Annotated in this window: 23 protein-coding genes; 16 read left to right on the top strand and 7 right to left on the bottom strand. The window is 68.6% G+C overall.

The window, feature by feature from the left end:
- Window positions 1–11: 11 nt before the first annotated feature.
- Complete coding sequence (locus tag ADL15_RS39525; protein WP_067702833.1) at window positions 12–1061, bottom strand: hypothetical protein; 1050 nt, start codon at window positions 1059–1061, stop codon at window positions 12–14.
- Window positions 1058–1588: an NADPH-dependent FMN reductase gene (gene ssuE / locus ADL15_RS39520; protein ID WP_067702830.1), complete on the bottom strand. Its 531-nt coding sequence runs from the start codon at window positions 1586–1588 to the stop codon at window positions 1058–1060. The genes ADL15_RS39525 and ssuE overlap by 4 nt, the downstream gene beginning before the upstream one ends.
- 119 nt (window positions 1589–1707) lie before the next feature.
- Between ssuE and ADL15_RS53535 the strand changes: the two genes are divergently transcribed.
- The 13 genes from ADL15_RS53535 (at window position 1708) to ADL15_RS39460 (ending at window position 13282) form a co-directional block, all read left to right on the top strand.
- Window positions 1708–2130 (top strand): hypothetical protein, encoded by a 423-nt coding sequence (locus tag ADL15_RS53535; RefSeq protein WP_157441876.1) that lies wholly within the window; start codon window positions 1708–1710, stop codon window positions 2128–2130.
- A gap of 375 nt (window positions 2131–2505) precedes the next feature.
- Entirely contained in the window at window positions 2506–4380 is a 1875-nt protein-coding gene (locus ADL15_RS39515; RefSeq protein WP_232344840.1) for a non-ribosomal peptide synthetase, read from the top strand.
- 11 nt (window positions 4381–4391) lie between these two features.
- Window positions 4392–5165: a thioesterase II family protein gene (locus ADL15_RS39510; RefSeq protein WP_232344839.1), complete on the top strand. Its 774-nt coding sequence runs from the start codon at window positions 4392–4394 to the stop codon at window positions 5163–5165.
- The gene (locus tag ADL15_RS39505; RefSeq protein WP_083972314.1) at window positions 5152–6435 is read left to right on the top strand and encodes a cytochrome P450; all 1284 of its coding nucleotides are present in this window, start codon (window positions 5152–5154) and stop codon (window positions 6433–6435) included. The genes ADL15_RS39510 and ADL15_RS39505 overlap by 14 nt, the downstream gene beginning before the upstream one ends.
- A gap of 22 nt (window positions 6436–6457) precedes the next feature.
- Window positions 6458–6808 (top strand): hypothetical protein, encoded by a 351-nt coding sequence (locus ADL15_RS39500; protein ID WP_232344838.1) that lies wholly within the window; start codon window positions 6458–6460, stop codon window positions 6806–6808.
- Window positions 6802–7323, top strand: coding sequence for a thiamine pyrophosphate-binding protein (locus tag ADL15_RS39495; protein WP_232344837.1), 522 nt, complete (start codon window positions 6802–6804; stop codon window positions 7321–7323). Before ADL15_RS39500 ends, ADL15_RS39495 begins: the two co-directional genes overlap by 7 nt.
- A complete protein-coding gene (locus tag ADL15_RS39490; RefSeq protein WP_067702827.1) occupies window positions 7320–7898 on the top strand; it encodes a thiamine pyrophosphate-dependent enzyme in 579 nt (192 codons plus the stop codon). Before ADL15_RS39495 ends, ADL15_RS39490 begins: the two co-directional genes overlap by 4 nt.
- Window positions 7899–7922: 24 nt before the next feature.
- Window positions 7923–8966: a hypothetical protein gene (locus tag ADL15_RS39485; protein WP_067702824.1), complete on the top strand. Its 1044-nt coding sequence runs from the start codon at window positions 7923–7925 to the stop codon at window positions 8964–8966.
- A 37-nt stretch (window positions 8967–9003) separates the two neighbouring features.
- A complete protein-coding gene (gene folE / locus ADL15_RS39480) occupies window positions 9004–9537 on the top strand; it encodes a GTP cyclohydrolase I (protein ID WP_067702821.1) in 534 nt (177 codons plus the stop codon).
- Window positions 9538–9574: 37 nt separating this feature from the next.
- Entirely contained in the window at window positions 9575–10777 is a 1203-nt protein-coding gene (locus ADL15_RS39475; RefSeq protein WP_232344836.1) for an MFS transporter, read from the top strand.
- Between the two features lie 48 nt (window positions 10778–10825).
- Window positions 10826–11929 carry an acyl-CoA dehydrogenase family protein gene (locus ADL15_RS39470; RefSeq protein WP_232344835.1) on the top strand — a complete coding sequence of 368 codons (1104 nt, stop codon included), beginning with the start codon at window positions 10826–10828 and terminating at the stop codon, window positions 11927–11929.
- Between the two features lie 50 nt (window positions 11930–11979).
- The gene (locus ADL15_RS39465) at window positions 11980–12672 is read left to right on the top strand and encodes an HAD family hydrolase (protein WP_067702815.1); all 693 of its coding nucleotides are present in this window, start codon (window positions 11980–11982) and stop codon (window positions 12670–12672) included.
- Window positions 12659–13282, top strand: a complete 624-nt coding sequence (locus ADL15_RS39460) for an NUDIX domain-containing protein (protein ID WP_067702812.1) — start codon at window positions 12659–12661, stop codon at window positions 13280–13282. Before ADL15_RS39465 ends, ADL15_RS39460 begins: the two co-directional genes overlap by 14 nt.
- 58 nt (window positions 13283–13340) lie before the next feature.
- Here the strand turns inward: ADL15_RS39460 and ADL15_RS39455 are convergent, their stop codons facing one another.
- The 4 genes from ADL15_RS39455 to ADL15_RS39440 all read right to left on the bottom strand — a co-directional run bounded on the left by ADL15_RS39455 (window position 13341) and on the right by ADL15_RS39440 (window position 15754).
- Complete coding sequence (locus ADL15_RS39455; RefSeq protein WP_083972313.1) at window positions 13341–13844, bottom strand: nucleoside 2-deoxyribosyltransferase; 504 nt, start codon at window positions 13842–13844, stop codon at window positions 13341–13343.
- Between the two features lie 79 nt (window positions 13845–13923).
- Window positions 13924–14157, bottom strand: coding sequence for a hypothetical protein (locus ADL15_RS39450; RefSeq protein WP_067702809.1), 234 nt, complete (start codon window positions 14155–14157; stop codon window positions 13924–13926).
- Between the two features lie 327 nt (window positions 14158–14484).
- Complete coding sequence (locus ADL15_RS39445) at window positions 14485–15093, bottom strand: NmrA family NAD(P)-binding protein (protein ID WP_067702806.1); 609 nt, start codon at window positions 15091–15093, stop codon at window positions 14485–14487.
- A gap of 31 nt (window positions 15094–15124) precedes the next feature.
- On the bottom strand, window positions 15125–15754 hold the full coding sequence (locus ADL15_RS39440; protein ID WP_067702804.1) for a hypothetical protein: 630 nt from the start codon (window positions 15752–15754) through the stop codon (window positions 15125–15127).
- A gap of 234 nt (window positions 15755–15988) precedes the next feature.
- On the opposite strand from ADL15_RS39440, the gene ADL15_RS39435 reads away from it, so the two are divergent.
- The gene (locus ADL15_RS39435; RefSeq protein ID WP_067703079.1) at window positions 15989–16528 is read left to right on the top strand and encodes a GNAT family N-acetyltransferase; all 540 of its coding nucleotides are present in this window, start codon (window positions 15989–15991) and stop codon (window positions 16526–16528) included.
- A 359-nt stretch (window positions 16529–16887) separates the two neighbouring features.
- On the top strand, window positions 16888–18555 hold the full coding sequence (locus ADL15_RS39430) for an ATP-binding protein (protein ID WP_157441875.1): 1668 nt from the start codon (window positions 16888–16890) through the stop codon (window positions 18553–18555).
- A 737-nt stretch (window positions 18556–19292) separates the two neighbouring features.
- Here the strand turns inward: ADL15_RS39430 and ADL15_RS39425 are convergent.
- Window positions 19293–20150, bottom strand: a complete 858-nt coding sequence (locus tag ADL15_RS39425) for an NmrA family NAD(P)-binding protein (RefSeq protein ID WP_067702798.1) — start codon at window positions 20148–20150, stop codon at window positions 19293–19295.
- Window positions 20151–20277: 127 nt separating this feature from the next.
- On the opposite strand from ADL15_RS39425, the gene ADL15_RS39420 reads away from it, so the two are divergent.
- Window positions 20278–20679, top strand: coding sequence for a winged helix-turn-helix transcriptional regulator (locus tag ADL15_RS39420; RefSeq protein WP_067703069.1), 402 nt, complete (start codon window positions 20278–20280; stop codon window positions 20677–20679).
- Window positions 20680–21067 lie beyond the last annotated feature (388 nt).

Raw genomic sequence — 21067 nt, 5'->3', positions numbered from 1 at the left:
CTCATTCGCGATTACGGCAACAGCCTGTGGTCCCGGCCGGGCTGGTACGGCCGGTGGGCCAGGATCGCCTGCAGCACGCGCAGCGCTTCCCGGACGGGTGCGACGGACGTGACGATCCCGAGGGCGGTGAGCAGCAGCCGTACCGGCCGGCTCAGATGGCGCACCCGGATCGTCAGGCCCAGGTCCGCCTCGGCCCGCGCGTAGAACCGGAGGTTCGCCGCGATCATCGCGAGGGCGAAACTGCGGTTGCGACCGGCGGCGATCGTGATCCGGTGCGAGGTGTGCACGAACGGCAGCCAGTAGGGAGCGCGGCACCACTGGCCCGCGGGAAGCCGCACGACGAGCCCGGAGACGCCGAGCAGGAAGTTCCGCGGATCGGCGACGTCGACCAGACCGCCGGGGTCTCGGAAGCTCAGCACCGGGTCCAGGACGACCCGCGGCGGCAGGCGGGACCCGGTGTCGACGTGGATGCCCGGGACGACGCGGTCCACCGTCACGCCCGCCCGGCGCATCAGGTCGACGACCGCGGTGATCGTCCCCCCGGTGTAGACGTCGTCCTCGAGAACCACACAAGCGGCGCCGTGCAGGGACCGCGCGAGGACGTCGATCTGCCGGCTGACCGCCGCGCTGCCGGGTCGCGGCACCAGGCCGATCGTCTCGTGGCCGCCCAGCCCGTACCCCCGGGACAGCTGGAGATCGTGATCGCCGCGGAGGAGGGGGTCGAGCGAGACCGTCAGGCCGCTCCCGGCACGGGACCGCACCGCCCGGGCCAGGGCGTTCTGATCCATCAGGCGGATCTCGGGTACGCGGCCGGACTCCGAGTGTTCCCGCAACTCCGACCGGACCTCGGCCTGCAACAGCCGGTAGGACCGGGCCAGCGGGGCATGCGGCGACGCCCGGCCGTGCGGCGCGTCCGCGACGATGCCCTGGGCGAGTTCCCGCGCGCAGTGGTCGGTGTCGTCCCGCATGATCAGCAGAGGCCGGTCGGCTTCCACGACCGCCGGCCCGCGACGGGCGGTGTCCGGCGGGTCCAGCGGCTCCAGCACGTCACGCGGTGTCATGTCGCCGGCAGGGCTCGACGGAACGCCTCGACGACATCGGCCAGCATGAACGCACTCGCCGGCAGCACGAACGAGCTCCCGTTGTCGCTGCAGACGTGCGAGTCCAGCACGAACGCTCCCTGCACCACGTGGTGCGCGGCCATCGACTGCACGACCGGGCGCAGGGCGTAGTCCAGGATCAGCACATGTGCGGCGCTGCCGCCGGTCGCCAGTGGCAGCACCACCTTGTTCGCCAATCCGTACTGCGGCAGAAGATCGAGAAACGTTTTCAACAGCCCGGAAAAGCTGGCTTTGTACGTCGGGGTCGCCAGCACCACACCGTCCGCCTGAGCTACCTGCTCCATCGCGTCGGCGATAGCCGGGTCGGCCAGATCCGCGGTCAGTACCGCGGCGGGCGGAAGAGTGCGTACTCGCAGGTGGCGAACACGCCGCACACGGGCAGCCAGTTGCCGCGCGACGCAATCGCCGACGATCTCCGTCTTGGAGGTACTCGATGGACTGCCCGAAATTATGAGCACTTCCGACATCCATGCTCCCCCGACGCGGTGCTGGCTACTACGGAAAGGCGCCGCGGCCGAATCACACAGGTCGCAATGGGTTCTGATGCGCCGACTTCGACGACCACTCCGTGCCGACGAGGTCGACGGTGGACGTCCGGGTCAGCATTGACGGGATGCGCGTTTCGGTCAAGGGCGGTCAGCCATTCCCTAACCGCCTGCACCGGAGGCCGACTTACGCCCTGCAAGATCGGGTAATCGGCTGCTCACGCAGCTTTTCGGATCTTGATGAGCGCCACCTGCCGGCGCGGCCCCGGATGGCGCTGTTCACGACATGCTTGCAGGCCAGAGCGGATTTCGTCACCCCGCAGCAGCGCCGGCGCGACCACCCTCCGACCAATGTGGACTCTACCTGGGCACTCGTCGAAATCCGCTGGAAATATGTGATGCGCATCACATTTGAGCAGTTGTTCGCCGATGAACCCGCTTCACCGGCCGCCTGCCCGCGGACGTCGCGATTGAGCCCGGCAACATGGTTTGCACCACTGAGGGTTACCGCTCGGGGGCCTTGACATTCCACATCGAGGAGAGGCAATCTCGTCGGAGCGGTCAGAAGATCGGGTCGAGCCCTCCGGTACGGAGACCGACCTACACGATGGGATCGAATGACATGGCTTCTGAGGCGGCAGCATGCGCTCTTTCGACGCGATCACACACCGGGCGCCGACGGCGTGATAAATCGCGGACATCCATTATTCCGGTATTCGTGCCGCCCTACGGATAATCGGTTCACCGATCTTTCTCCGGTGCACCACATCGGTCCGGACCCGGGCTTCCATTTCGTATTCGAGTGGCCATCGGCCATGGTTTCCGCCGTGCGCCACCGACCATGACGCTGCTGGAGATGAATGATGACGGCGCGAGCCCGCGCGGGAGCCACCTCATACGTGCCGGAACTGTTCACCGACCAGGCGCACCGGACGCCGCACGCGGTCGCGGTGCAGTGGGAGGGCGGAGAGCTCACGTATGAGGACCTCGACGCCGCGTCCACCGGGCTCGCCGGCCGTCTCCTGACGCATCCCGCGCACCAGGGCCGCCCGATCGCGATCTGCCTGGAACGGTCCCCCCGGATGATCGTCGCCCTGCTCGGCATCCTCCGGACCGGCGCGGCCTACATCCCGCTGGACCCGGAGTACCCCGAAGCGCGCCTGCGCCTGATCCTCGCCGACACCGCACCGGGACTGCTGCTGACCGAACGGCATCTGGCACCCCTGTTCCCCGGCTATCAGGGCGAGCTGCTTTTCCTCGACGACCTCGAACCCGACGACCTCGACGCCGACGACCTCCAACCCGGGTCCCTCGCAGCCGACCACCTCGCAGCCGACGAGCCCGCAGCGATGCCGGCTGACGTCCACCCGGAGCCCGTCACGACCGCGGTGCGGGGCTCCGATCTGGCCTACATCGTGCACACCTCCGGGTCGACGGGCCGGCCCAAAGGCGTCATGATCTCGCACGCCTCGCTGGCGAACCACGCGTTCGCGGTGAACGAGCTCTTCGGATTCGGGCCGGGCGACCGCGTCCTGCTCTGCCGGTCACTGAGCTTCGACGCATCGGTCGAGGAGATCTTCCCGCCCCTGCTTAACGGCGCCACCCTGATCGTCGCGGGCGACCCGCTGCGGCAGACCTTCCGGGCCCTCACCCAGCAGCTGGTGACCACCCGGACGACGTTCCTGAGCGTTCCGACCGCGTTCTGGCACAGCTGGGTCCGCGAGAGCGACTGCCTCGTCCGGCTGTCCGGGGAATCGTCACTGCGCCTGATGATCGTCGCCGGGGAGCGGGCACAGCGCGGTGCGCTGTCGATCTGGAAGAAGCACGCCGGCGATCGGATCCGGTGGTGCAACGTGTACGGCCCGACCGAGGGCACGGTGACCTCGACGGTCTACGAGCCGGCGCCGGGGTGGGAGACCGAGGACTTCAGCACCGTCCCGATCGGGTACCCGATCGGCAACGTCCAGGCGCACGTTCTCGGCGAGGACATGTCGCCGGTGCCGGCCGGATCCGCCGGCGAGCTCTACATCGGCGGGGCGGGTGTCGCGGCCGGCTATCTGAACGAGCCGGAACTGACGTCCCGGCGGTTCGTCCCGGACCCGTTCTCGGCGGAGCCCGGCGCCCGGCTGTACCGGACCGGCGATCTCGTCCGGCGCGGACCGGCCGACTGCCTGGAGTTCCTCGGCCGCGGCGACGACCAGGTGAAGGTCCGCGGCTACCGGATCGAGCCGGGCGAGGTCGAATCGGTCGCCTCGGCCCATCCCTCGGTGCGAGCCTGCGCGGTCGTCGACCGGGTGGACGATCTCGGTGAGATGCGACTGGCTTGTTTCGTCGTGGCCGATCCCTCGGCGGCCCCCGCCGCCGACGACCTGCGCTCCCATCTCCGGCGCGAACTCCCCTGGTACATGATCCCCTCCTCGATCACCGTCCTCCCGTCCCTGCCCATGACCCCCAACCGGAAAATCGACCGGGCGGCCCTGCGGGTCCTGCCGGTGACCGAGCCGCTGCGGCAGCACGTTGCGCCGCGCACCACCACGGAGAAGGCCCTGGCGCAGATCTGGGAGGAGACGCTGCAGCAGAAGGACATCAGCGTCGTCGACGATTTCTTCGACATCGGAGGCCACTCCCTCGTCGCCGCCACCATCATCTCGCGCGTCCGGTCCACGCTGGGCCTCGATCTGCCGGTCCGGGAGTTCTTCGCCGCTCCGACCATCGAAGGACTGGCCGGTGTCGTCGCGCGGCGGCAAGCGATGCGACAGGCCGCGGCGCAGTGAACGCCGATGCGATGGCCACGCGGCGCGGTGTCCGGGTGTTCCGCCGGGTGCCGGCCTGCCGGCTCCGGCTGATCTGCCTGCCCCACGCCGGCGGGGCCGCGAGCTACTTCCGGACCTGGAGCGAACGGCTTCCGGACGACGTCGAACTCTGCGCGATCCAGTACCCGGGACGGGAGAACCGGGTCGACGACCCGCTGCCGGCCGACCTGGGGGCGCTCGCCGACGAGGTGACGGACGCGATCCGGGGCCTGCTGGACCGGCCGGTCGTCATCCTCGGCCACAGCATGGGCGCGCTGGTCGGGTACGAGGTCACCGGCCGGCTCACCGCTTGCGGCGAGCACCGGGCCGTCCGGCGACTCGTCGTCTCGGGATCCGCGGCGCCCGGCCGCACCCGGGCCTTCCGCGGTCAGCAGGACGCCGGCTCGCGCAGCGACGACGACCTGGTGCTGATGCTCGAGAAGTCCGGCGCACAGGGGCTCGCCCTGCTGGACGACCCAGGGATGCGCTCCGTGCTGCTGCCCGCGATCCGGAACGACTACCGGATCGTCCAGGCGTACGCCGCGGAGCCGCGGGGTGCGCTCGATGTCGAGATCACCGCGCTGTCCGGACTGGCCGACCCCTTCATCCGCCCCGACGAGGTCCGCGCCTGGTCCTCGGTCACCAGCGGCCGGTTCCGCTACCGGTCGTTCCCGGGCGGACATTTCTACCTCACGCACCGGGAGGAAGACGTCGTGCGGGCCGCACTCGAGGCGATCGGAACCGGGGACTCCCATGCATCCTGTTGATCTGTCCGACGCGGCGCTCTACCAGCACGGCGATCCGCTTCCGGTCTGGGCGCGCCTGCGCGCACAGTCGCCGGTCCACGACAACCGGCGCGCCGATGGCGAGCGTTTCTGGGCGGTCATGACGCACCCGCTGTGCAGCGAGATGCTGACGAACCCCAAGGTGTTCAGCTCGGCGAACGGCATGCGGCTGGACTCGAACAAACACGTGCTCGCCCGCGCAGCGGGAAAGATGCTCAACGTCACCGACCCGCCGCGGCACGACAAGATCCGCAAGGTGATCAGCTCGGCTTTCACGCCCAGCACGGTCCGCCGCCTGGAAGCGACCATGCGGGCCACCGCCGGCCGGGCGATCGCCGCCGCGCTGTCGGACGGCGGTTGCGAATTCACCCGGGTCGCCCATCAGCTCCCGGTGTCCGTGATCTGCGACCTGCTCGGCGTCCCGGAGGCGGACTGGGACTTCATGGCCGACCGGACCAGGTTCGCGTGGAGTTCCACCGCCTCCGATGAGAAGGAGGAGGCCGAGAAGGTGCAGGCGCACACGGAGATCATGGGCTACTTCCTCGACCTGGCCGCCGATCGGCGCAAGAGTCCGGGCGACGACCTGGTCAGCGCGCTGGTGCACGGCACGGTGGACGGCAAGGTGCTGACCGACGAGGAGGTCCTCTACAACTGCGACGCGCTGTTGTCCGGCGGCAACGAGACGACCCGGCACGCGACGGTCGGCGGGCTGCTGGCCCTGATGACCGATCCGGCGGCGTGGGCCGACTTGCGCCAGGACCGCAGCCTGCTGCCCTCGGCGATCCAGGAGATCGTGCGCTACACGAGCCCCGTCATGCATTCGCTGCGGACCGCGACCCGGGATGTCGAGCTCGGGGGCGTGCCGATCCGCGCCGGCGAGCACGTCGTCGCCTGGCTCCCGTCGGCGAACCGCGACGAGCAGGTTTTCGAGGCTCCCGGCCGGTTCGACGTCCGGCGTTCACCGAACCGGCATCTGGGCTTCATCCAGGGAAATCACTACTGCGTCGGCGCCAGTCTGGCCGCCATGGAGCTGACCGTCATGTTCGACGAGTTGCTCGACCGCGTGGCCGAGGCCCGTCCCGCCGGTCCGGTACGTCGCCTGCGGTCGAACCTGCTGTGGGGTTTCGACGCGTTGCCCGTGTCGTTCGTCGCCGCCGACGCGGGTACGCCCGGCGCGCGGCGTTCCCCGGCCGCCGCGGGAGCCGCCCCCGGGGACGGGTCACGGCACGGTTGTCCGCACGCATCTCGGTGAAGCGAAAGGCTTGGTGACAAAAATGAGCGAACTCGGTACGACCGGCCCGGGTGACGTGCTGGGGCAGCGGGTGGAGCCGATCGGCACGGAACTGCTGTACTCCGACGACGAGGTCCGGATCTGGAATCTGGAGCTGGCTCCCGGTGGAAAGACCGAGGTGCACCAGCACCCCTGCGACTACGTGTACGTGGTCATCGCCCCGGGCAGCACCGAGACGCACCACCAGGACGGTCACGTCGACCCGGTCACCGATGCCCTGGGCGACCACGTCCGGCACGGCATGGGGATACCGCACCAGTTGCACAACGTCGGGACCGGCCGCTACCGCAACATCATCGTGGAGCTCCTGAGCGAGAAGACGAAACCATGGTGACGACGACCGCGGTGGAGCTCGCCTACGAGGCGCTGGTCGCGGCGGACGTCGAGGTGGTCGTCGCCGTCCCGGACTCGCAGTTGTCCCCGCTCCTCAGCCGGCTCGCGGCCGGCGGCCCCATCGCCTACGTCCAGGTCAACGATGAGGCCACGGCGGTCGCGATGGCGGCCGGCGCGAACCTCGCGGGCACCCGGACCCTGGTCGTGATGGAGAACTCCGGCCTGCGCCGGGCGTGCGAGACGCTCTCCCGGCTGATCCTGTCGCACCGGCAGCACGTCGCACTGCTGGTCTCCCACCGAGGCTCGTTCGGTGAGGCGAACTGGTGGGGAATCGCGCACTCCCCCACGATGACGGCGCACCTCGACGAATTACGGATCCGTTCGACCGGGGTCGAGTCGATCGCCCAGTTCAAAGATGCGCTCGATGCCGCTTTCGCCATGCTCGGCACCGGGCAGTGCAGTGTCTGCATCATCGCCGAACGGCCGTTCCTGCAAGAGCTGAAAGGAACGGCATGAACACCCGTGAGGCACTGTCGGCCGTGGTGGAGAACGCCGGCCGGGACGCCATTTTCGTCTCGTCCCTCGGGCGCACCAGCGAGGAGATGTACGCCTTACGGCCGGATGACACGCTGTTCATGGACAGCATGGGCGACGTCACCGCCGTCGCCCTCGGTATCGGGCTCAACGGCTCCACGTTCCCGGTGGTGGCGGTCGACACCGATGGCAGCTTCCTGATGAATCTGTCCGTCCTGCCCGCCCTCGGGGCACTCGTGCCGGCCCTCCCGCACTACGGGCTGGTGATCCTGGACAACGGGATCTACGAATCCGGGGGCGGCCGATCCTCGAGGTCCTGCGCGCTGGACTGGGAGAGCCTGTTCGCCGGGGTCGGGCTCGACATCGTCGTCGCGGACGAACCCGGCGACCTCGACGGCTGGCCGAAACGGCGCGTGGTGGTCTGCCGGATCGAGAACGACGAGCCGATGGACGGCGTCACCAAGACCGTCGACGGCGTCGAGTCGTCCTATCTGATCGAGCGCGCGATAGCCCGGCGCCGGGGTGTGCCGGCCAGACGCCCCGCGCTGAAGGCCTGACGACCGCAGAACAGGATCCCCTTGATGGAACTTCTTGCCAGCCGGAACTCGTCCACCTGCTACCGGCATCACACCGCGGGCCCGGTCGACGTCCTCGTGAGCTCGACACCGGCGACCCGGCGTCTGCTCACGAGTCCGCACCTGGTCGGCGACCAGTACAGCCAAGCTCTGCGGACCGGGGTCCGGGACGCCTTGTCGATGGCCGTGGCCGAGATCCCGGACCTCCGCACCGCACTGACCCGGACGCGTTCCGAGGTCCTGAACATCCTGCGTGGAGGGCTCACCTTCGGCGTGGCGAGCGCCGTCGAGGCGGTCTCCGGTACGCCGCCGATGGTCGGTTTCATCGGTACGGACCGGCAGGCCGGCGCGTTGCGGATCGACTACGAACGGTGGGAGGACGCCGACGGCGGGGCCCTGGTGCTCGGTGACATCGTGGCGACCGGTTCCACCGTGGACCTGGCTCTGCGGACAGTGCTGGACCGCAGCGCCCGGACCGGCCGTCGGATTCCGCACATCGTCGTGGTCACGATCGCCGCCGCCCCGGGGGTCGCCGCGATCGAGAGGTTGGTCAACAGCTACGCGGCCACCCTGCCGGCGCCGCCCCGGGCCACCGTCATCGCCCTGGAATCGATATTCCGGCTGCCGGAGAACGGCGCCGCCGCCGAGTTCCCGCAAGCGCCGTTCGACTTCCTTCGCGGCACCACCGCGACGACCCCGGAGTTCGAATGGGAACGACTGACCACGATGGGCAGCCTGCTCGAGAAATGTGTGGTGTACGACGGCGGCCTGCGCGCCTTCGCACCGACCGGCCACCTCGATTTCCGGGCCGCCTGGTGGACCGCGTTCCGGCCCGACACGGACCTGGAGACGCTCGCCCGGGTCACCGCCGGGCTACACCATTTCGCTCTGCCATTCGCCGAGTGGCGCAGCGTGGCGGCACCGGCGACCGCCGGACCGGGCTCTGATCACGAACGGATCTACGAGGCCGGTCGCCATTCATGGGAGTCATTGAGAGGGGGCACCGTCGGCCGATACCTGGATGACCACGAGGTTCTGAAACAGCAGTAACCGTCTGCCCCGCCCGCAGCTCAGAACGGAGCGAAAGATGACCATCGCACAATGGCTTGAAGAGAACATCACCCAGGACAAGCGCGCACTGGCATGGTACGAGGAGCCGGAATGTGAAGACCGCATCGTCCGGGCCTACAAGCAGCTGCTGAGCGGTTACGAGACCGACACTGCCAAGATCCTCAAGACCACGGTCGAGGTGGACGGCGAGCACCGCGGGCTGGTCCGCGTGCACGACATCAATTACTTCTCCATCTGTGCCCACCATTTCCTGCCCTTCTTCGGCAAGGTGCACATCGATTACGTACCCGGCGACCGCATCCTCGGACTGGGCAAGTTCCCACGTCTCGTGCAGGCGTACAGCCGCCGTTTCCAGATCCAGGAGTTCCTGGTGAAGGACATCGCCGAGGAGATCATGGTCAGCGGTGGCGCCCGTGCGGTCCGGGTCTCCTCGACCGGCCGGCACATGTGCATGTGCAGCCGCGGCCCGTCCGACCACACCGTCATCACCGACACCTCGTACGTGTCCGGGGACCAGGAACTCCTCGATCGGTTCGGGCTTAACACCTGATCGACGGAGAACCATCGGAGCGAGAGGCGCCACATCGATGACCGGGAATTCCATGACCACCGCACCGGCCGGCGGCAAAGTCCGCAGGAGAGTGATCCTCGCCGTCGGCTCGGTGTGGGGCACGGGCGTGCTCGCGGCCGCGGTGCTCGGCGCCATCGCTCCGATCTCCGGGATCCTGCAGGACGAACTCGGGCTCTCCCTGGTCCAGGCCGGGTGGACCACCTCGATCGTCACGTGCGTCGCCGCGGCCCTGGGGCTGCCAGCGGGGGTGCTGATCCGGCGCCTCGGCTTCCGGACGGCCCTGCTGACCGGGCTGCTCATTCTCGGCGTCGCCGGCGGGTGCGCGGCCCTCGCGGACGGATTCGGGGTACTTCTGGTCAGCCGGCTCGTCGCGGGTGCCGGCTACCTGCTCGTCTTCGTGGCCGGACCGGTGGCCCTGATGCGGATCACCGAGGGCCCGGCTCGCGGTGCCGCCCTCGCCCTGTGGGGGACGTGCGTCCCCATCGGCCTCGGCGTCTCCGCGGCGCTGGGCGGGGCGATCACCGTGGCCTGGGGGTGGCGGGCGTGGCTGGCGCTCCTGGCCGTCACTCCGCTGATCCTGCTCCTCGGCGTGCTGCGGAACGTGCGCTCCGCGACGACGAGCACCGACGAGGGACACCGTACGACCATCAAGCTGCGCCGACGGCCGGTCCTGCTCGCCACGGCGTTCGCCGCGATCGCCGCGATCGGCGTGGCCGTCACCACGCTGCTCCCCCGATACCTGACCGAGCAGCACGGTCTCAGCGTGGTGGACGCGGGTGTCGTCACCGCGGTGCTGTCGTTCAGCAACGTGCTCGGCAGCGTGACCGCGGCCCTGCTGCTGAGACGCTCGCGCTCTCCGCAACGCGGTCTCTGGTGGATCGTCGTCGTGCCCGTGGTGGTCACGATCACCTTCGCGTCCTTCGCGCCCACCTGGGTGGCCGTCGGCGCCGGTCTGGTGGCCCTGGTGTCCAACGGCTTCCTGGTCTCCCTGATGTTCGCCCTGGTGCCCTACACGGTCGACGACGGGGCCGACGCCGACCTCGCGAACGGCGTCCTGGCGCAGCTGGGCAGCCTCGGCACGTTGCTCGCGCCGCCGCTGTTCGGCGCCGCGGTCACCCGCTTCGACTGGGGCTCGACCGGGGTGCTGAGCGCCGTACTGGCCGGCCTTGCGGTCCTGGCCTCGATGTTCTGTTTCCGTCGCAAGGAAAGCGAGGGTTGAGTCGCCATGCCGGATTCCGGTCTTGAGCCGCTTCGGGCGGTCTCGCACGTGCTCACCGCCAATGCCACCAAGACCGAGCAGATGGGAAGAGTCGCACCGGAGACCATCGAGGCGCTCAGCACGGCCGGCGTGTTCCGGATGCCGGTACCCACCCGGTACGGGGGCCGGCAGGCCGATCTCGGCGAGCAGGTCCGGGCGCTGTCCGAGATCGCCCGCGGGTGCGGCTCGGCCGCATGGTGCACGACGATCTACTTCACCGGTGCCTGGGCCGTCAGCCTCTTCCCCGCGGAGGTCGCCGACGAGGTGTTCGCCACGCCGGCCAGCCGGGTCAGCATCGTCTCCAGCCCGACCGGCGCGCTCACCCCGCACGGCGACGACTACCGGCTCACCGGGAAATGGGCGTTCAACACCGGGATCCACGATGCGACCTGGGACCTGCTCGGCGCCCGCGCCGACGGCCGCCAGGTCCTGGTCCTCGTGCCCAAGGGTGATCTCACCGTGCACGACGACTGGCACACCTCCGGGTTGAAAGGCACCGGCAGCTGCACCGTCAGTGTGGCGGATCTGCTGGTCCCCCGGCAGCGGGTCCTGCCGTTCCCGGACCTGCGGTGGAGCCGGCCGCCGTCGCATCCGAGCGCGGCCGACGACTTCTTCCACTACGAGCTCTATCCCCTGCTGTCGGCATACAACTCCGGGCCGCCGGTGGGTCTCGCCCAGGCCGCGGAGGACTTCTTCACCCAGCACGTCGACGGGCGGGGCATCACCTTCACCCGGTACACCGCCCAGCGCACGGCGGCCATCACCCATCACCAGGCCGGTGAGGTGCGGATGAAGATCCTGGCGGCCACCGCCCTGCGCGACCGGCTCGTCACCGCGGTGGCCGGCGCGGCGAAACGGCGGACCGCGCACACCCTCACCGAACGGGCCGAGGCGCGCGCGCTGGCGGCGTACAGCACGAGGCTCTCGCACGAGGCGGTGGAGATCGTGCAGAAGGCGTCCGGCGCCTCCTCGATCCGGCAGGACGTGCCGATCCAGCGCATCGGCCGGGACTCGCTGGCGATGAGTCTGCACGCCGCGCTGAACGCCGACTCCGCGCTGGAGGTGCACGGCCGGGTGCTGCTCGGCCTGGACCCGGAAACGGTGTTCCTCTAAGACATGGGACGGCATCAGCGTGACGAGGCCCCGGCGCCGGAGGACCGAGGATGGTAGCGGCCAGAGTGCGGCAGGCCCGCCGCAAGATCCTGCGCGCGGGCGCGGTCGTCTTCGACCTGGACGACACCCTGCTGCGGAGCCGGGAAGCCAAGTGGGACCACCACAAGGCAGTCGCCGCCCGGGTCTACGACCTGGAGGTGACCGATGACGATCTGCTGCGGCACTGGGGCCGGCCGTTCGACGAATTGATCACAACCTTGTACCGGTCGGCGGCGCCCCTGCCCGAGCTGCGGGCGGCCAACCTGGCCCTCGAACCGGAATTCCCGAAGACCGCCATGGCGGGAGCGGTGGATCTGGTCGGCCACCTGCTGGACCGCGGGATCCACGTCGGTGTCGTCACATCCGCCAACACCGAGCCGGCGATCGCCGACCTCACCCGGATCGGTTTCCCCGTCACGCGGCTGCTGTTCGTGCACGGTGCCGACATCACCGGCGCGCACAAACCGGATCCCGCGGTGTTCGCCCTCGCCCGCGGCGTTCTCGAGAGCCGCGGCGTCGACGCCGCGCGCACCGTCTATGTCGGCGACGCGTTGATGGACATGTCCGCGGCGCTCGGTGCGGGCTGGGACTTCGTCGGGGTCGCCACCGGGCTCGTGCCGGGCGAACTGTTCACGCGGGAAAACATCGACTGGCTCGACAGCCTGGTCGAATTCACGGAGGTGGTGAGTCATGGTCAAGCTTGACCCGGCCCTGATCGACGAGAAATGCGAACGCACCACCTGCATCGACTGCGGCAGCGAGAACCTCACGCGGGACGCGGCCGGCCTCTACGTCTGCGGGGCCTGCGGAGCGCACCGGCCACGGGCGGTCATCATCACCCCGGACATCCGATGGTGGCTCGCCGCGGACGGCGAGTACTGGCATCAGACCGCCGGGATATTCGTCCGGAACGACGCCGGGGAGTACCTGCTGTTCCGCCGGACCCGGTTCCCTTTCGGGCTGACGATCCCGGCCGGGCACGTCGAGGTGGACGAGGATCCCGCACACGCCGCCCGGCGGGAACTCCTGGAGGAGACGTCGCTCGATGCCCGGGCGCTGCACCACCTGGGCGACGTCGACATCCCCGGGGACTCGTGCCGCCGCGGCGCCGACGCACACCGCTGGAACTGTTTCGTCACCGAGGCCGGCGGCACCCAGGACGTGGTTCTCAACCAGGAGGGGATCAGCCCGGTCTGGCGGTCACTGCCCGAGATGCGCGCCGCGACCGAACTGACCCTCGCCACGTCGTTCCTGGTCAACCTCTACGATGCGGATCTGCGGCCCGCCGCGCACGCGCCGGGCCGAGGGCGATGACGTCCGGGGCCGCGCGGGACGAGCCCGGGTGTTCCGCCTCGACCGGGCCGATCGACGGTCAGGAACGGGCGTCCTCGGTCTCTTCCCGCTCGGCCCGGATCTCCAGCAGGCGGGCGATCAGACTGTCGACGTCGCCGACCACACCGAGCGAGGTCTTGAGGCCGCCGATCACGAAGGCGTTGACCGCCCAGGATTGATTCTCGATCCCGCTCTTGGCCGGGTCTGGCACCGTGGCCAGGCGGATGTCGGTCGCCAGTCCGATGACGCCGTAGTACCTGCTCGGGTCCACGTCGGTGGAGAGACAGGCCATCAGACCCGCCTCCCACATGGTGCCGGAGTCCTCGGACACCTGGCAGAGGAAAACGTTGCTGGCCAGCAACTCCTCACGGTCCTGCAGATAGACCTTCTCCGGGGTGATGTCGGTGCGGGTCTTGTCGTTGATCGCCTCGTTCTCGTTGGGGCAGTAGACCACGAAGCCGTTCTTGCGCAGCCGGGCGGCGAGGTTCAGGTTGAATTCGACGTTCGGCAGGTCGAACATCGGCCCACCCAGATAGATCCGCACTTCATCCTCCTGTGACGACGGTTGAGACCGGACTCAGACCACATTGGACCGTGACGGCAATGCCGGGCCACCGTACCGCTCAGGCGTCGACCCGGCGCGCCGCGTACTCGTCGACCAGACGCATCACCGTCATGGCGTGGCCCAGGTCGTCACCGGCGACCCGGCGGCGGCGGTAGCCCGCCCACCCCCTGGTATCCCACCCGACCGAAGCACACGCCTGCGTCGAGGCCGCGAACTTGGCCGCATCCTCCGGCTCGATCCGATCATCAGGGCGTACGTCAACGACCGCCGCCGAGCCGTCGCGGAATCGCACGAAGAAGTCCGGCCCAGTCCTGCTGAACCCACCACAGGAACGAGAAGCTGCGCTTGCCCCGGTGCGACGAGAACCACCGGATCGACCGGCACCACTCAAACGGCTGGCCCCAACACGAGACCAACGCCCCCGCACCGTCGAGCCAACCTGACCGTACGAACCCGCCGAACTCCGGCACGGCAGCAGACACCCGATCGTGCCTCCCCTATCCGGCAGAAACACCCAGACGCCGTACATCAACTGGCAGTACCTCATCACTGATGGCAAAGGACACCTGGTTTTGTACGCGAGTTTCGGCGCCACCGCCGGATGCGGCGGATCCACCTGTCACCGAACCGACGTGCCGCTCACGTTCGATGACGGACACGGCACGTCGGACGCGCGTTGTCTACGGCCTGAGAGTGAGCCGCCGCCACTCGCACGACTGCGGCGGCTACTCTCCTGCTCGCAGTTCTTCTGCCTGCCGTCCCAGTTCGTCGCGCGCAGCCAGGCGTCCCACGTCGTCAGCTGCGGGTGCAGCTTTCGCAGAGCCTCGATGTCGCGGTCGCAGACGGCGATGTTGCGACTCTGAAAGAACCGGAACATGGCCGCGAAGTCATGGCCGGTCCCGGGGATGGCGTCACGCAGGGTGGTGAGTGGCAACGGCTGGTAGGCCGAGGGAACTCCGGTGACGCGTTCGAAGACGGACGCAATCTGCTGCCCGGTGAGACTGTCGCCCACCACGGCCAGGTCCCGCTCGCCCCAGCCCTGCCAGGAATCGAACATGTGGCTGACGAACCACGCGATGTCGTCCAACGCGATCAGCGGCCAGGTGCCGTCGCCGAGGGCGAGGGCGAGGGCGAGCGAGAACAACAGGCCGTTGCGGCCGTCGGGCAGCGGGCCCTCCTGCGGCGCGAGCAGATACAGATTCTCGAAGTATGGTGCCGTGACGAGCACCGGATGGCAAGGGATAGCAGCGCATGCTGCGTCAGATGCCGAGAGGCTCGCTGATTTGCAGGCGCCGATCCATCGCCGCGGCCAGCGCATCCGCCAGATCGGAGCGAATGCCCTGCACCCACGGATGCAGAGCGGTCAGGAAACCAGCGAGATCATGCTGAACCGCATTCAATAGGTTCGGCAAAATATGGCGCGGGATGTCGATGTGTGGTTCGTCCGGGCCGAGAACCGACCCTGCAGGAAGCTGGCCGCCGTCCCTCCACACCCGGACCACCGGCCCTCGGTGCTCGATCAGCGGATCCGGGTCATGGCCGAGGTCGATCACCTCACCGCCGATCACACGGAGCCAGTCGCGCCATTCGTCGAGGCCGACGCAGCATCCGGGGTCGATGACGACGTTCTCGTCGCCCATCCGCAATCCACCCGGCGCGAAGTCTCCGTCGTCGCAGGCCAGATACTTTTCGATCGCCTCGACCGCGTCCGTCGCGGTGATCGAAAGGTCATCGGCGGTCACGCTGCGGCCGATCAACGTCCAGACCACCGCCCCCACCTGCTGCGACGTCGGCATTCGCGGAACCGCGAAATAGAAGTCGGTCTGCTCGGCCGGCCAGAACGGGCAGTCAGCGGACCACCGCTCCAGCACCGGCATCAGCGTGATCATCGCATGAGGCTAACGGGCCGAAGGCGACGCCTGCGACCGCATTCACCGCCTCATCGTGACGCCCGAGCCCCACCCGGCTCGTCCACGAATCGGATCAGGTTCAGGTTCACAAACCGAGCCCACCACCGCCCGCCACAGCGAGTTACAACATAGGGCCGTGTCACCCACTCTGATCGCGCGGATCTGCCGAAAACCCGATGCGCAGGATCGCCCGACTCGGTATCCATGAACGGTATGCCCCAGCTGAGCCTCCCCACCGAACAGGTGCATCGGTCTTTCCTCGCCGCCATGGCAGAGTTCCGCGCCGAAGGACGAGGTGACTCCGCCGACCTGACCATGATCGGAAGCGAGTTACGCGAATTCGGACATCGTTGGGCGGCGCGGGAGAGCTTCTCCGGGTATGTCGGCTGGTTGCGCGCGCAGTCCTTGGAGGACTCGCCCCGACCCGAAGGTTATGTGCCTTCGACCTCGCTGTGGTGGATCCAGGGCGACGATTACCTGGGCCGTCTCGCGATCCGACACCGCCTGACGCCCTCCCTACTGGACGTCGGCGGCCATATCAGCTATGACGTCCGACCGTCCGCTCGCCGTCGCGGTCATGCCACAGCCATGCTGCGTGCCGCCTTGCCTCTGGCGCACGGTCTGGGCATCCCGTCGGCATTGGTCATGTGCGACGCCACGAACATCGCCTCCCGCAAGGTCATCGAGGCCAACGGCGGTATCTTCGACGATCAGCGCGGCGAGAAGCTGCGATTCTGGATACCGACCACTTGATCTCGGCTGAGCCTCGATTCGGGCACTCGGAACTGCCGCTGACAAGGCTTGCCCTGTCTCAAGCACTCGTCACCGTGCGTGAGCGGCAGGGTCAGCCGCCGACGCGTGAGCAAATCTCGCTGGGGGTGGGGCCCAAACTCACGAACATCGAGATAGGTGAGATCTCGGTGGTGCCGAAACTCAGCGACAGCGGGTGCCCGAACTCGCGAGCAAACTAACTACGTCATGAAGACCGGCAAGGTAGGAGCCGCGCACCGGTAGGTGCCGCCGCGAACTGGTCCCGCGAGTACCCCCACCTTTCCGAAGCACTGGGCCTGTTTGCTCAGTTGCGGCGGTGGCCGGTCGATCAGGAGTTCGCGATGGCTGACAACATTGCTGAACTGAGCGTGCAGGGCCGGGTCGACGACCCTGTCCGACTGCAGGCGCTGCGCGCCACCGGGCTGCTCGACGCCGACTCGGCCACGACCCTGGACCGGCTCACCCGGCTGGCCACCCGACTGGTCAACGCCCCTGTCGCCCTGGTCTCGCTGGTCGACGCGGACCGCCAGGTGTTCGTCAGCGCGGTCGGGCTGGACGAGCCCTGGGCGTCACGGGGACAGACCCCGTTGTCGCACTCGTTCTGCCAGTACGTCGTCACCGACCAGGCTCCCCTGGTCATCACCGACGCCCGGGCCGATGGCCGGCTCTGCGGAAACCTGGCCATTCCCGACCTCAACGTGATCGCCTACGCGGGCTTTCCGCTGCGCTCGCCGGACGGGCAGGTGCTCGGCTCGTTCTGCGCGATCGACGGCCAGCCCCGGCAGTGGTCCGAGACCGAGGTGGAGATCCTGCAGGACCTGGCGGCCAACGCCGAGTCGGAGATCGCCCTGCACACGGCGCACGGCGAGCTCATGCTGTCCTCGGCACGGATGCGCTCGGTGCTGGACACCGCCCAGGACGCCTTCGTGTCGATGGACCGCAACGGGCAGGTCACCACCTGGAACGAAGCAGCCGAGCGGCTGTTCGGCTGGTCGGCCGCCGAAGCCGTGGGCCGGCCGGCGACCGCACTGATGATCCCGGAGCGCTTCCACGACGCGCATCTCGCGGGCCTGGAACTGACGCGGCGCACCGGCACGTCACGCCTGTCCGGCCGGCGGGTGGAGCTGACCGCGACCGACCGCACCGGTCAGGAGTTCCCGGTCGAGATGACCATGCAGATGTGCCTGGAACGGGACACCCCGGTCTTCCACGCCTTCCTGCACGACATCACCGAACGCCGGCGCCTCGCCGACCGGCGCGAACACCTGCTCCAGCAGGAACAACTGCAGGTACGTCAGCTGCGCGAGCTGGACCGGATGAAAGACGACCTCGTCGCCGTGGTCAGCCACGAACTGCGCAACCCGATCGGCGTCATCTGCGGATACACCGAGATGATGGCGGCCGACCCGGCACTGCCCGACAAGCTCCGCAAGAACCTGGCCGTGATCGACCGTACCAGCGGCCGGCTCACCAATCTGGTCGACGACCTGCTCGATCTGGCCCAGCTCGACGGCGGCCGCAACACGCTCCACCCGGAACCCGTGGCACCTGGACCTCTGATCCACGAGGCCGTACAGAACCATCGAGGTGCCGCCGACGCCCGGCAGCTGACGCTGACCGCCGAGATCGGGCCGCTGCCGGTCATCTCCGGCGAGGCCCGGCGCTTGCAGCAGGTCCTGGACAACCTGTTGTCCAACGCCGTGAAATACACCCTGCCGGGCGGCACCGTCACCGTCACCGCCGGCCATGACGACACCGGGATCGTCGTGACGGTCACCGACAACGGGATCGGCGTGCCGGCCGAGCAGTACCCGCTGCTGTTCGACCGGTTCTTCCGGGCCAGCACCGCCACCGGGAGCAACATCAAGGGGACCGGCCTCGGCCTGGCGGTGAGCAAGGCGATCGTCGAGGCACACGGCGGCACGATCACTGCCGGGCCCGGGACCGACGGCGGCACCCGGTTCACGCTCACCCTGCCGGCCGCGATGGCGACCGCCGGAGCCCTCTGAGATCGCCCGAGAAAATCTATGTCGTACGTACTAGACATTGTCGCCGGATCTGGCTAGTTTTCTTCTTGTTGACAGCAGAGATCGCCGCAACACGACGATCGAGCCGAGCGTCAAGCAGGGCCCGGATACACGTCGTGGCTCGCCCGGCTCCGCACGGAGAAGTAGTGCAAGAGGTACGGCATGGTGCAGGTAAGCCCCTGACGTAAGTCCAGGTCAGGGCAGATCAAGCAGGGGCTGATGCAGGTTCAGGGCTCCTGTTGGAAAAACCGCCTGTCGCACGCGTCCGGGGCCATGAAGTCGCGTGGGGTTCCGGCACAGGCAGGCAGCGTCACCGCAGTAACGGACGTAGAGGAAAGGGAGGGCTGAACACCGTTGGATCGCCCGCCACCAGGACGCAGTTCCGGCCTGGGGGTGGACACCGAAATTCCATCGTACGAAAGGTGGTCTCCGGTCACGCTTAAGCGATCCTCGCACCGCACGCCGTCCGCAACGGCAGGTGTGGAAACGACAACCCGACGAACCTGTCGGTAAATGGTGTATCGACCTGTAAACCCGGGCCCCGGCGCAACTGCGCCGGGGCCCTCGCCCATGGATAGCCGCATGGCCCCACCCGACGACGTGGTCGCCAAACGGCGACCACCCGGCCTACCCGATGGGCCACGCCGCCGAGATCACCGGCGCCGCGCAGGACTTCCCGCGCCGGCTCGAGAGGGCAGCTATGTAGCTCTTGAGATCATCTACACCTGGAGTGCGGCGGCGATGGCCTCGGCGGGGGTCGTGGTCGGACGTCCGATCAGGCGCCGCAGGTCGCCGGAGTCGGTGTAGAGCTCGTCGCGGCTCATGGCGCGATCGGCGTCGGCGAGGACGTCCGCCAATGCGGCGGGCACGCCCACCCCGGTCAGCAGCCGGGCGAACGCGTCGACCGGGAGATCGGTGTACTCGATCCGCTTCCCGCTGGCGGCCGAGATCGCCGCGGCCAGCTCCGTCAGGGTGAAGGCGTGGTCCCCGCCCAGCTCGTACGTCGTGCCGGCGTGTCCGTCGGTGGTCAGCACGACCGCGGCGGCGTCGGCGTAGTCGGCGCGGGTCGCGGCGCTGATCCTGCCTGGGCCGGCGGCTCCGGCGAGGACCCCGCTCTGCAGCACCTGGGGCAGCTGGGCGGTGTAGTTCTCCAGGTACCAGCCGTTGCGCAGCATGACGCTGGGCAGGCGCTCGCACAGGTACGCCTCGGTGGCATGGTGGGTGCGAGCGAGGATGGTGGTGGACGTGTCCGCGCGCAGCATGCTGGTGAACGCGACCAGCTGCACGCCCGCAGCCACTGCGGCGTCGATGGCGCGGCGATGGTTGGCGACACGCTCGCTCGGGGTCGTGGTGGAGATCAGCAGGAGCCGGTCCGCACCCGCGAAAGCGGCGGGGAGAGTGTCGGGTTCCGCGAAGTCGGCGCGGCGGACGTCGACACCGCGGTCGGCGAAGTCCTTGATTGTGGTGACGTCACGGCTGGTCGCGATGATGCCGGCGGCCGGCACCCCGCGGGCCAGCAGCGCTTCGACGGTGAGCCGGCCCAGCTGCCCGGAGGCGGCGGTGACGACGATCGACATGATGATCTCCCTAGTTGCCGTGGACCTCCCGCGGCATGTCCATCACGATGACCTGGTCACTCTCTTTCCGTAAGTACGCACTTCCGGGTAAGGTGGCCACCCGGGCGAAACGATCGAGGTGAGCACGGTGCCGACCGGCCAGAAGGTGAACGAGCCCACATCGTCGTGGGACCCCTACGCACGTGGCTGCCCCTCACGTGACGTCCTGGACCACATCGGCAGCAAGTGGTCGGTGCTCGTGCTCGGCGAGCTCGGCCGGCACGGGGCGTGCCGGTTCACGCGGCTGCGCCAGGAGCTCGCGGGAGTCAGCGAGAAGATGCTCACCCAGACGCTGCGCACCCTCGAACGCGACGGGCTGATCGTGCGGACGGTCTACCCGGAGGCGCCGATCCGCGTGGAGTACGCGCTGACGCCGCTCGGCCAGACACTGCGAGGCCCTCTGAAGGCGCTCACCGAGTGGTCGGTGCAACACATCGAGGAAGTACTCGACGCCCGCGAGACGTACGACGACCGCACCGCACAACGCTGACAGGCGTCCAGAACGGCGCATCCAGCAAGCGATCACTGATCGCCGATGACCACTGGCCAGTCCGAACATCGGACTTCATCACCGGGCCGAAATCGGGATGACATCCCCCGCCGGGCTCCCTAGGGTCGCGATCATGACTGTCGCATCGCAGAACCTCGTGTGGCGCCCGATGGCCGTGTCCGACGCCGCGGCGATGGCCGACCTCCTGAACGCGATCGACGCGGAAGACCACGTCTGGGGGTAACTAACTGCTGGCGTGTTGAGCATCTTTGGCGCTGTTAAGGTAGCTATGATGCTCATGTGAACTTGAAGGAGTGGGCGTCGTCGACCGGCATCGCGTACATCACCGCTCGACGGCAGTACGCGGCCGGGACGCTGCCTGTTCCTA

Origin of the sequence: Actinoplanes awajinensis subsp. mycoplanecinus (assembly GCF_001509495.1) — a bacterium.
Lineage (GTDB): Bacteria > Actinomycetota > Actinomycetes > Mycobacteriales > Micromonosporaceae > Actinoplanes > Actinoplanes palleronii.
The sequence above is the reverse complement of the archived record's forward strand: the minus strand, read 5'-3'. Positions and strand labels throughout refer to the sequence as shown.

Coding starts and splice junctions, on each gene's coding strand:
- ADL15_RS39525 (WP_067702833.1), bottom strand. CDS start 1,061: ATGACACCGCGTGACGTGCTGGAGCCGCTGGACCCGCCGGACACCGCC.
- ssuE (WP_067702830.1), bottom strand. CDS start 1,588: ATGTCGGAAGTGCTCATAATTTCGGGCAGTCCATCGAGTACCTCCAAG.
- ADL15_RS39510 (WP_232344839.1), top strand. CDS start 4,392: ATGGCCACGCGGCGCGGTGTCCGGGTGTTCCGCCGGGTGCCGGCCTGC.
- ADL15_RS39505 (WP_083972314.1), top strand. CDS start 5,152: ATGCATCCTGTTGATCTGTCCGACGCGGCGCTCTACCAGCACGGCGAT.
- ADL15_RS39500 (WP_232344838.1), top strand. CDS start 6,458: ATGAGCGAACTCGGTACGACCGGCCCGGGTGACGTGCTGGGGCAGCGG.
- ADL15_RS39495 (WP_232344837.1), top strand. CDS start 6,802: ATGGTGACGACGACCGCGGTGGAGCTCGCCTACGAGGCGCTGGTCGCG.
- ADL15_RS39490 (WP_067702827.1), top strand. CDS start 7,320: ATGAACACCCGTGAGGCACTGTCGGCCGTGGTGGAGAACGCCGGCCGG.
- ADL15_RS39485 (WP_067702824.1), top strand. CDS start 7,923: ATGGAACTTCTTGCCAGCCGGAACTCGTCCACCTGCTACCGGCATCAC.
- folE (WP_067702821.1), top strand. CDS start 9,004: ATGACCATCGCACAATGGCTTGAAGAGAACATCACCCAGGACAAGCGC.
- ADL15_RS39475 (WP_232344836.1), top strand. CDS start 9,575: ATGACCGGGAATTCCATGACCACCGCACCGGCCGGCGGCAAAGTCCGC.
- ADL15_RS39465 (WP_067702815.1), top strand. CDS start 11,980: ATGGTAGCGGCCAGAGTGCGGCAGGCCCGCCGCAAGATCCTGCGCGCG.
- ADL15_RS39460 (WP_067702812.1), top strand. CDS start 12,659: ATGGTCAAGCTTGACCCGGCCCTGATCGACGAGAAATGCGAACGCACC.
- ADL15_RS39440 (WP_067702804.1), bottom strand. CDS start 15,754: ATGATCACGCTGATGCCGGTGCTGGAGCGGTGGTCCGCTGACTGCCCG.
- ADL15_RS39435 (WP_067703079.1), top strand. CDS start 15,989: ATGCCCCAGCTGAGCCTCCCCACCGAACAGGTGCATCGGTCTTTCCTC.
- ADL15_RS39430 (WP_157441875.1), top strand. CDS start 16,888: ATGGCTGACAACATTGCTGAACTGAGCGTGCAGGGCCGGGTCGACGAC.
- ADL15_RS39425 (WP_067702798.1), bottom strand. CDS start 20,150: ATGTCGATCGTCGTCACCGCCGCCTCCGGGCAGCTGGGCCGGCTCACC.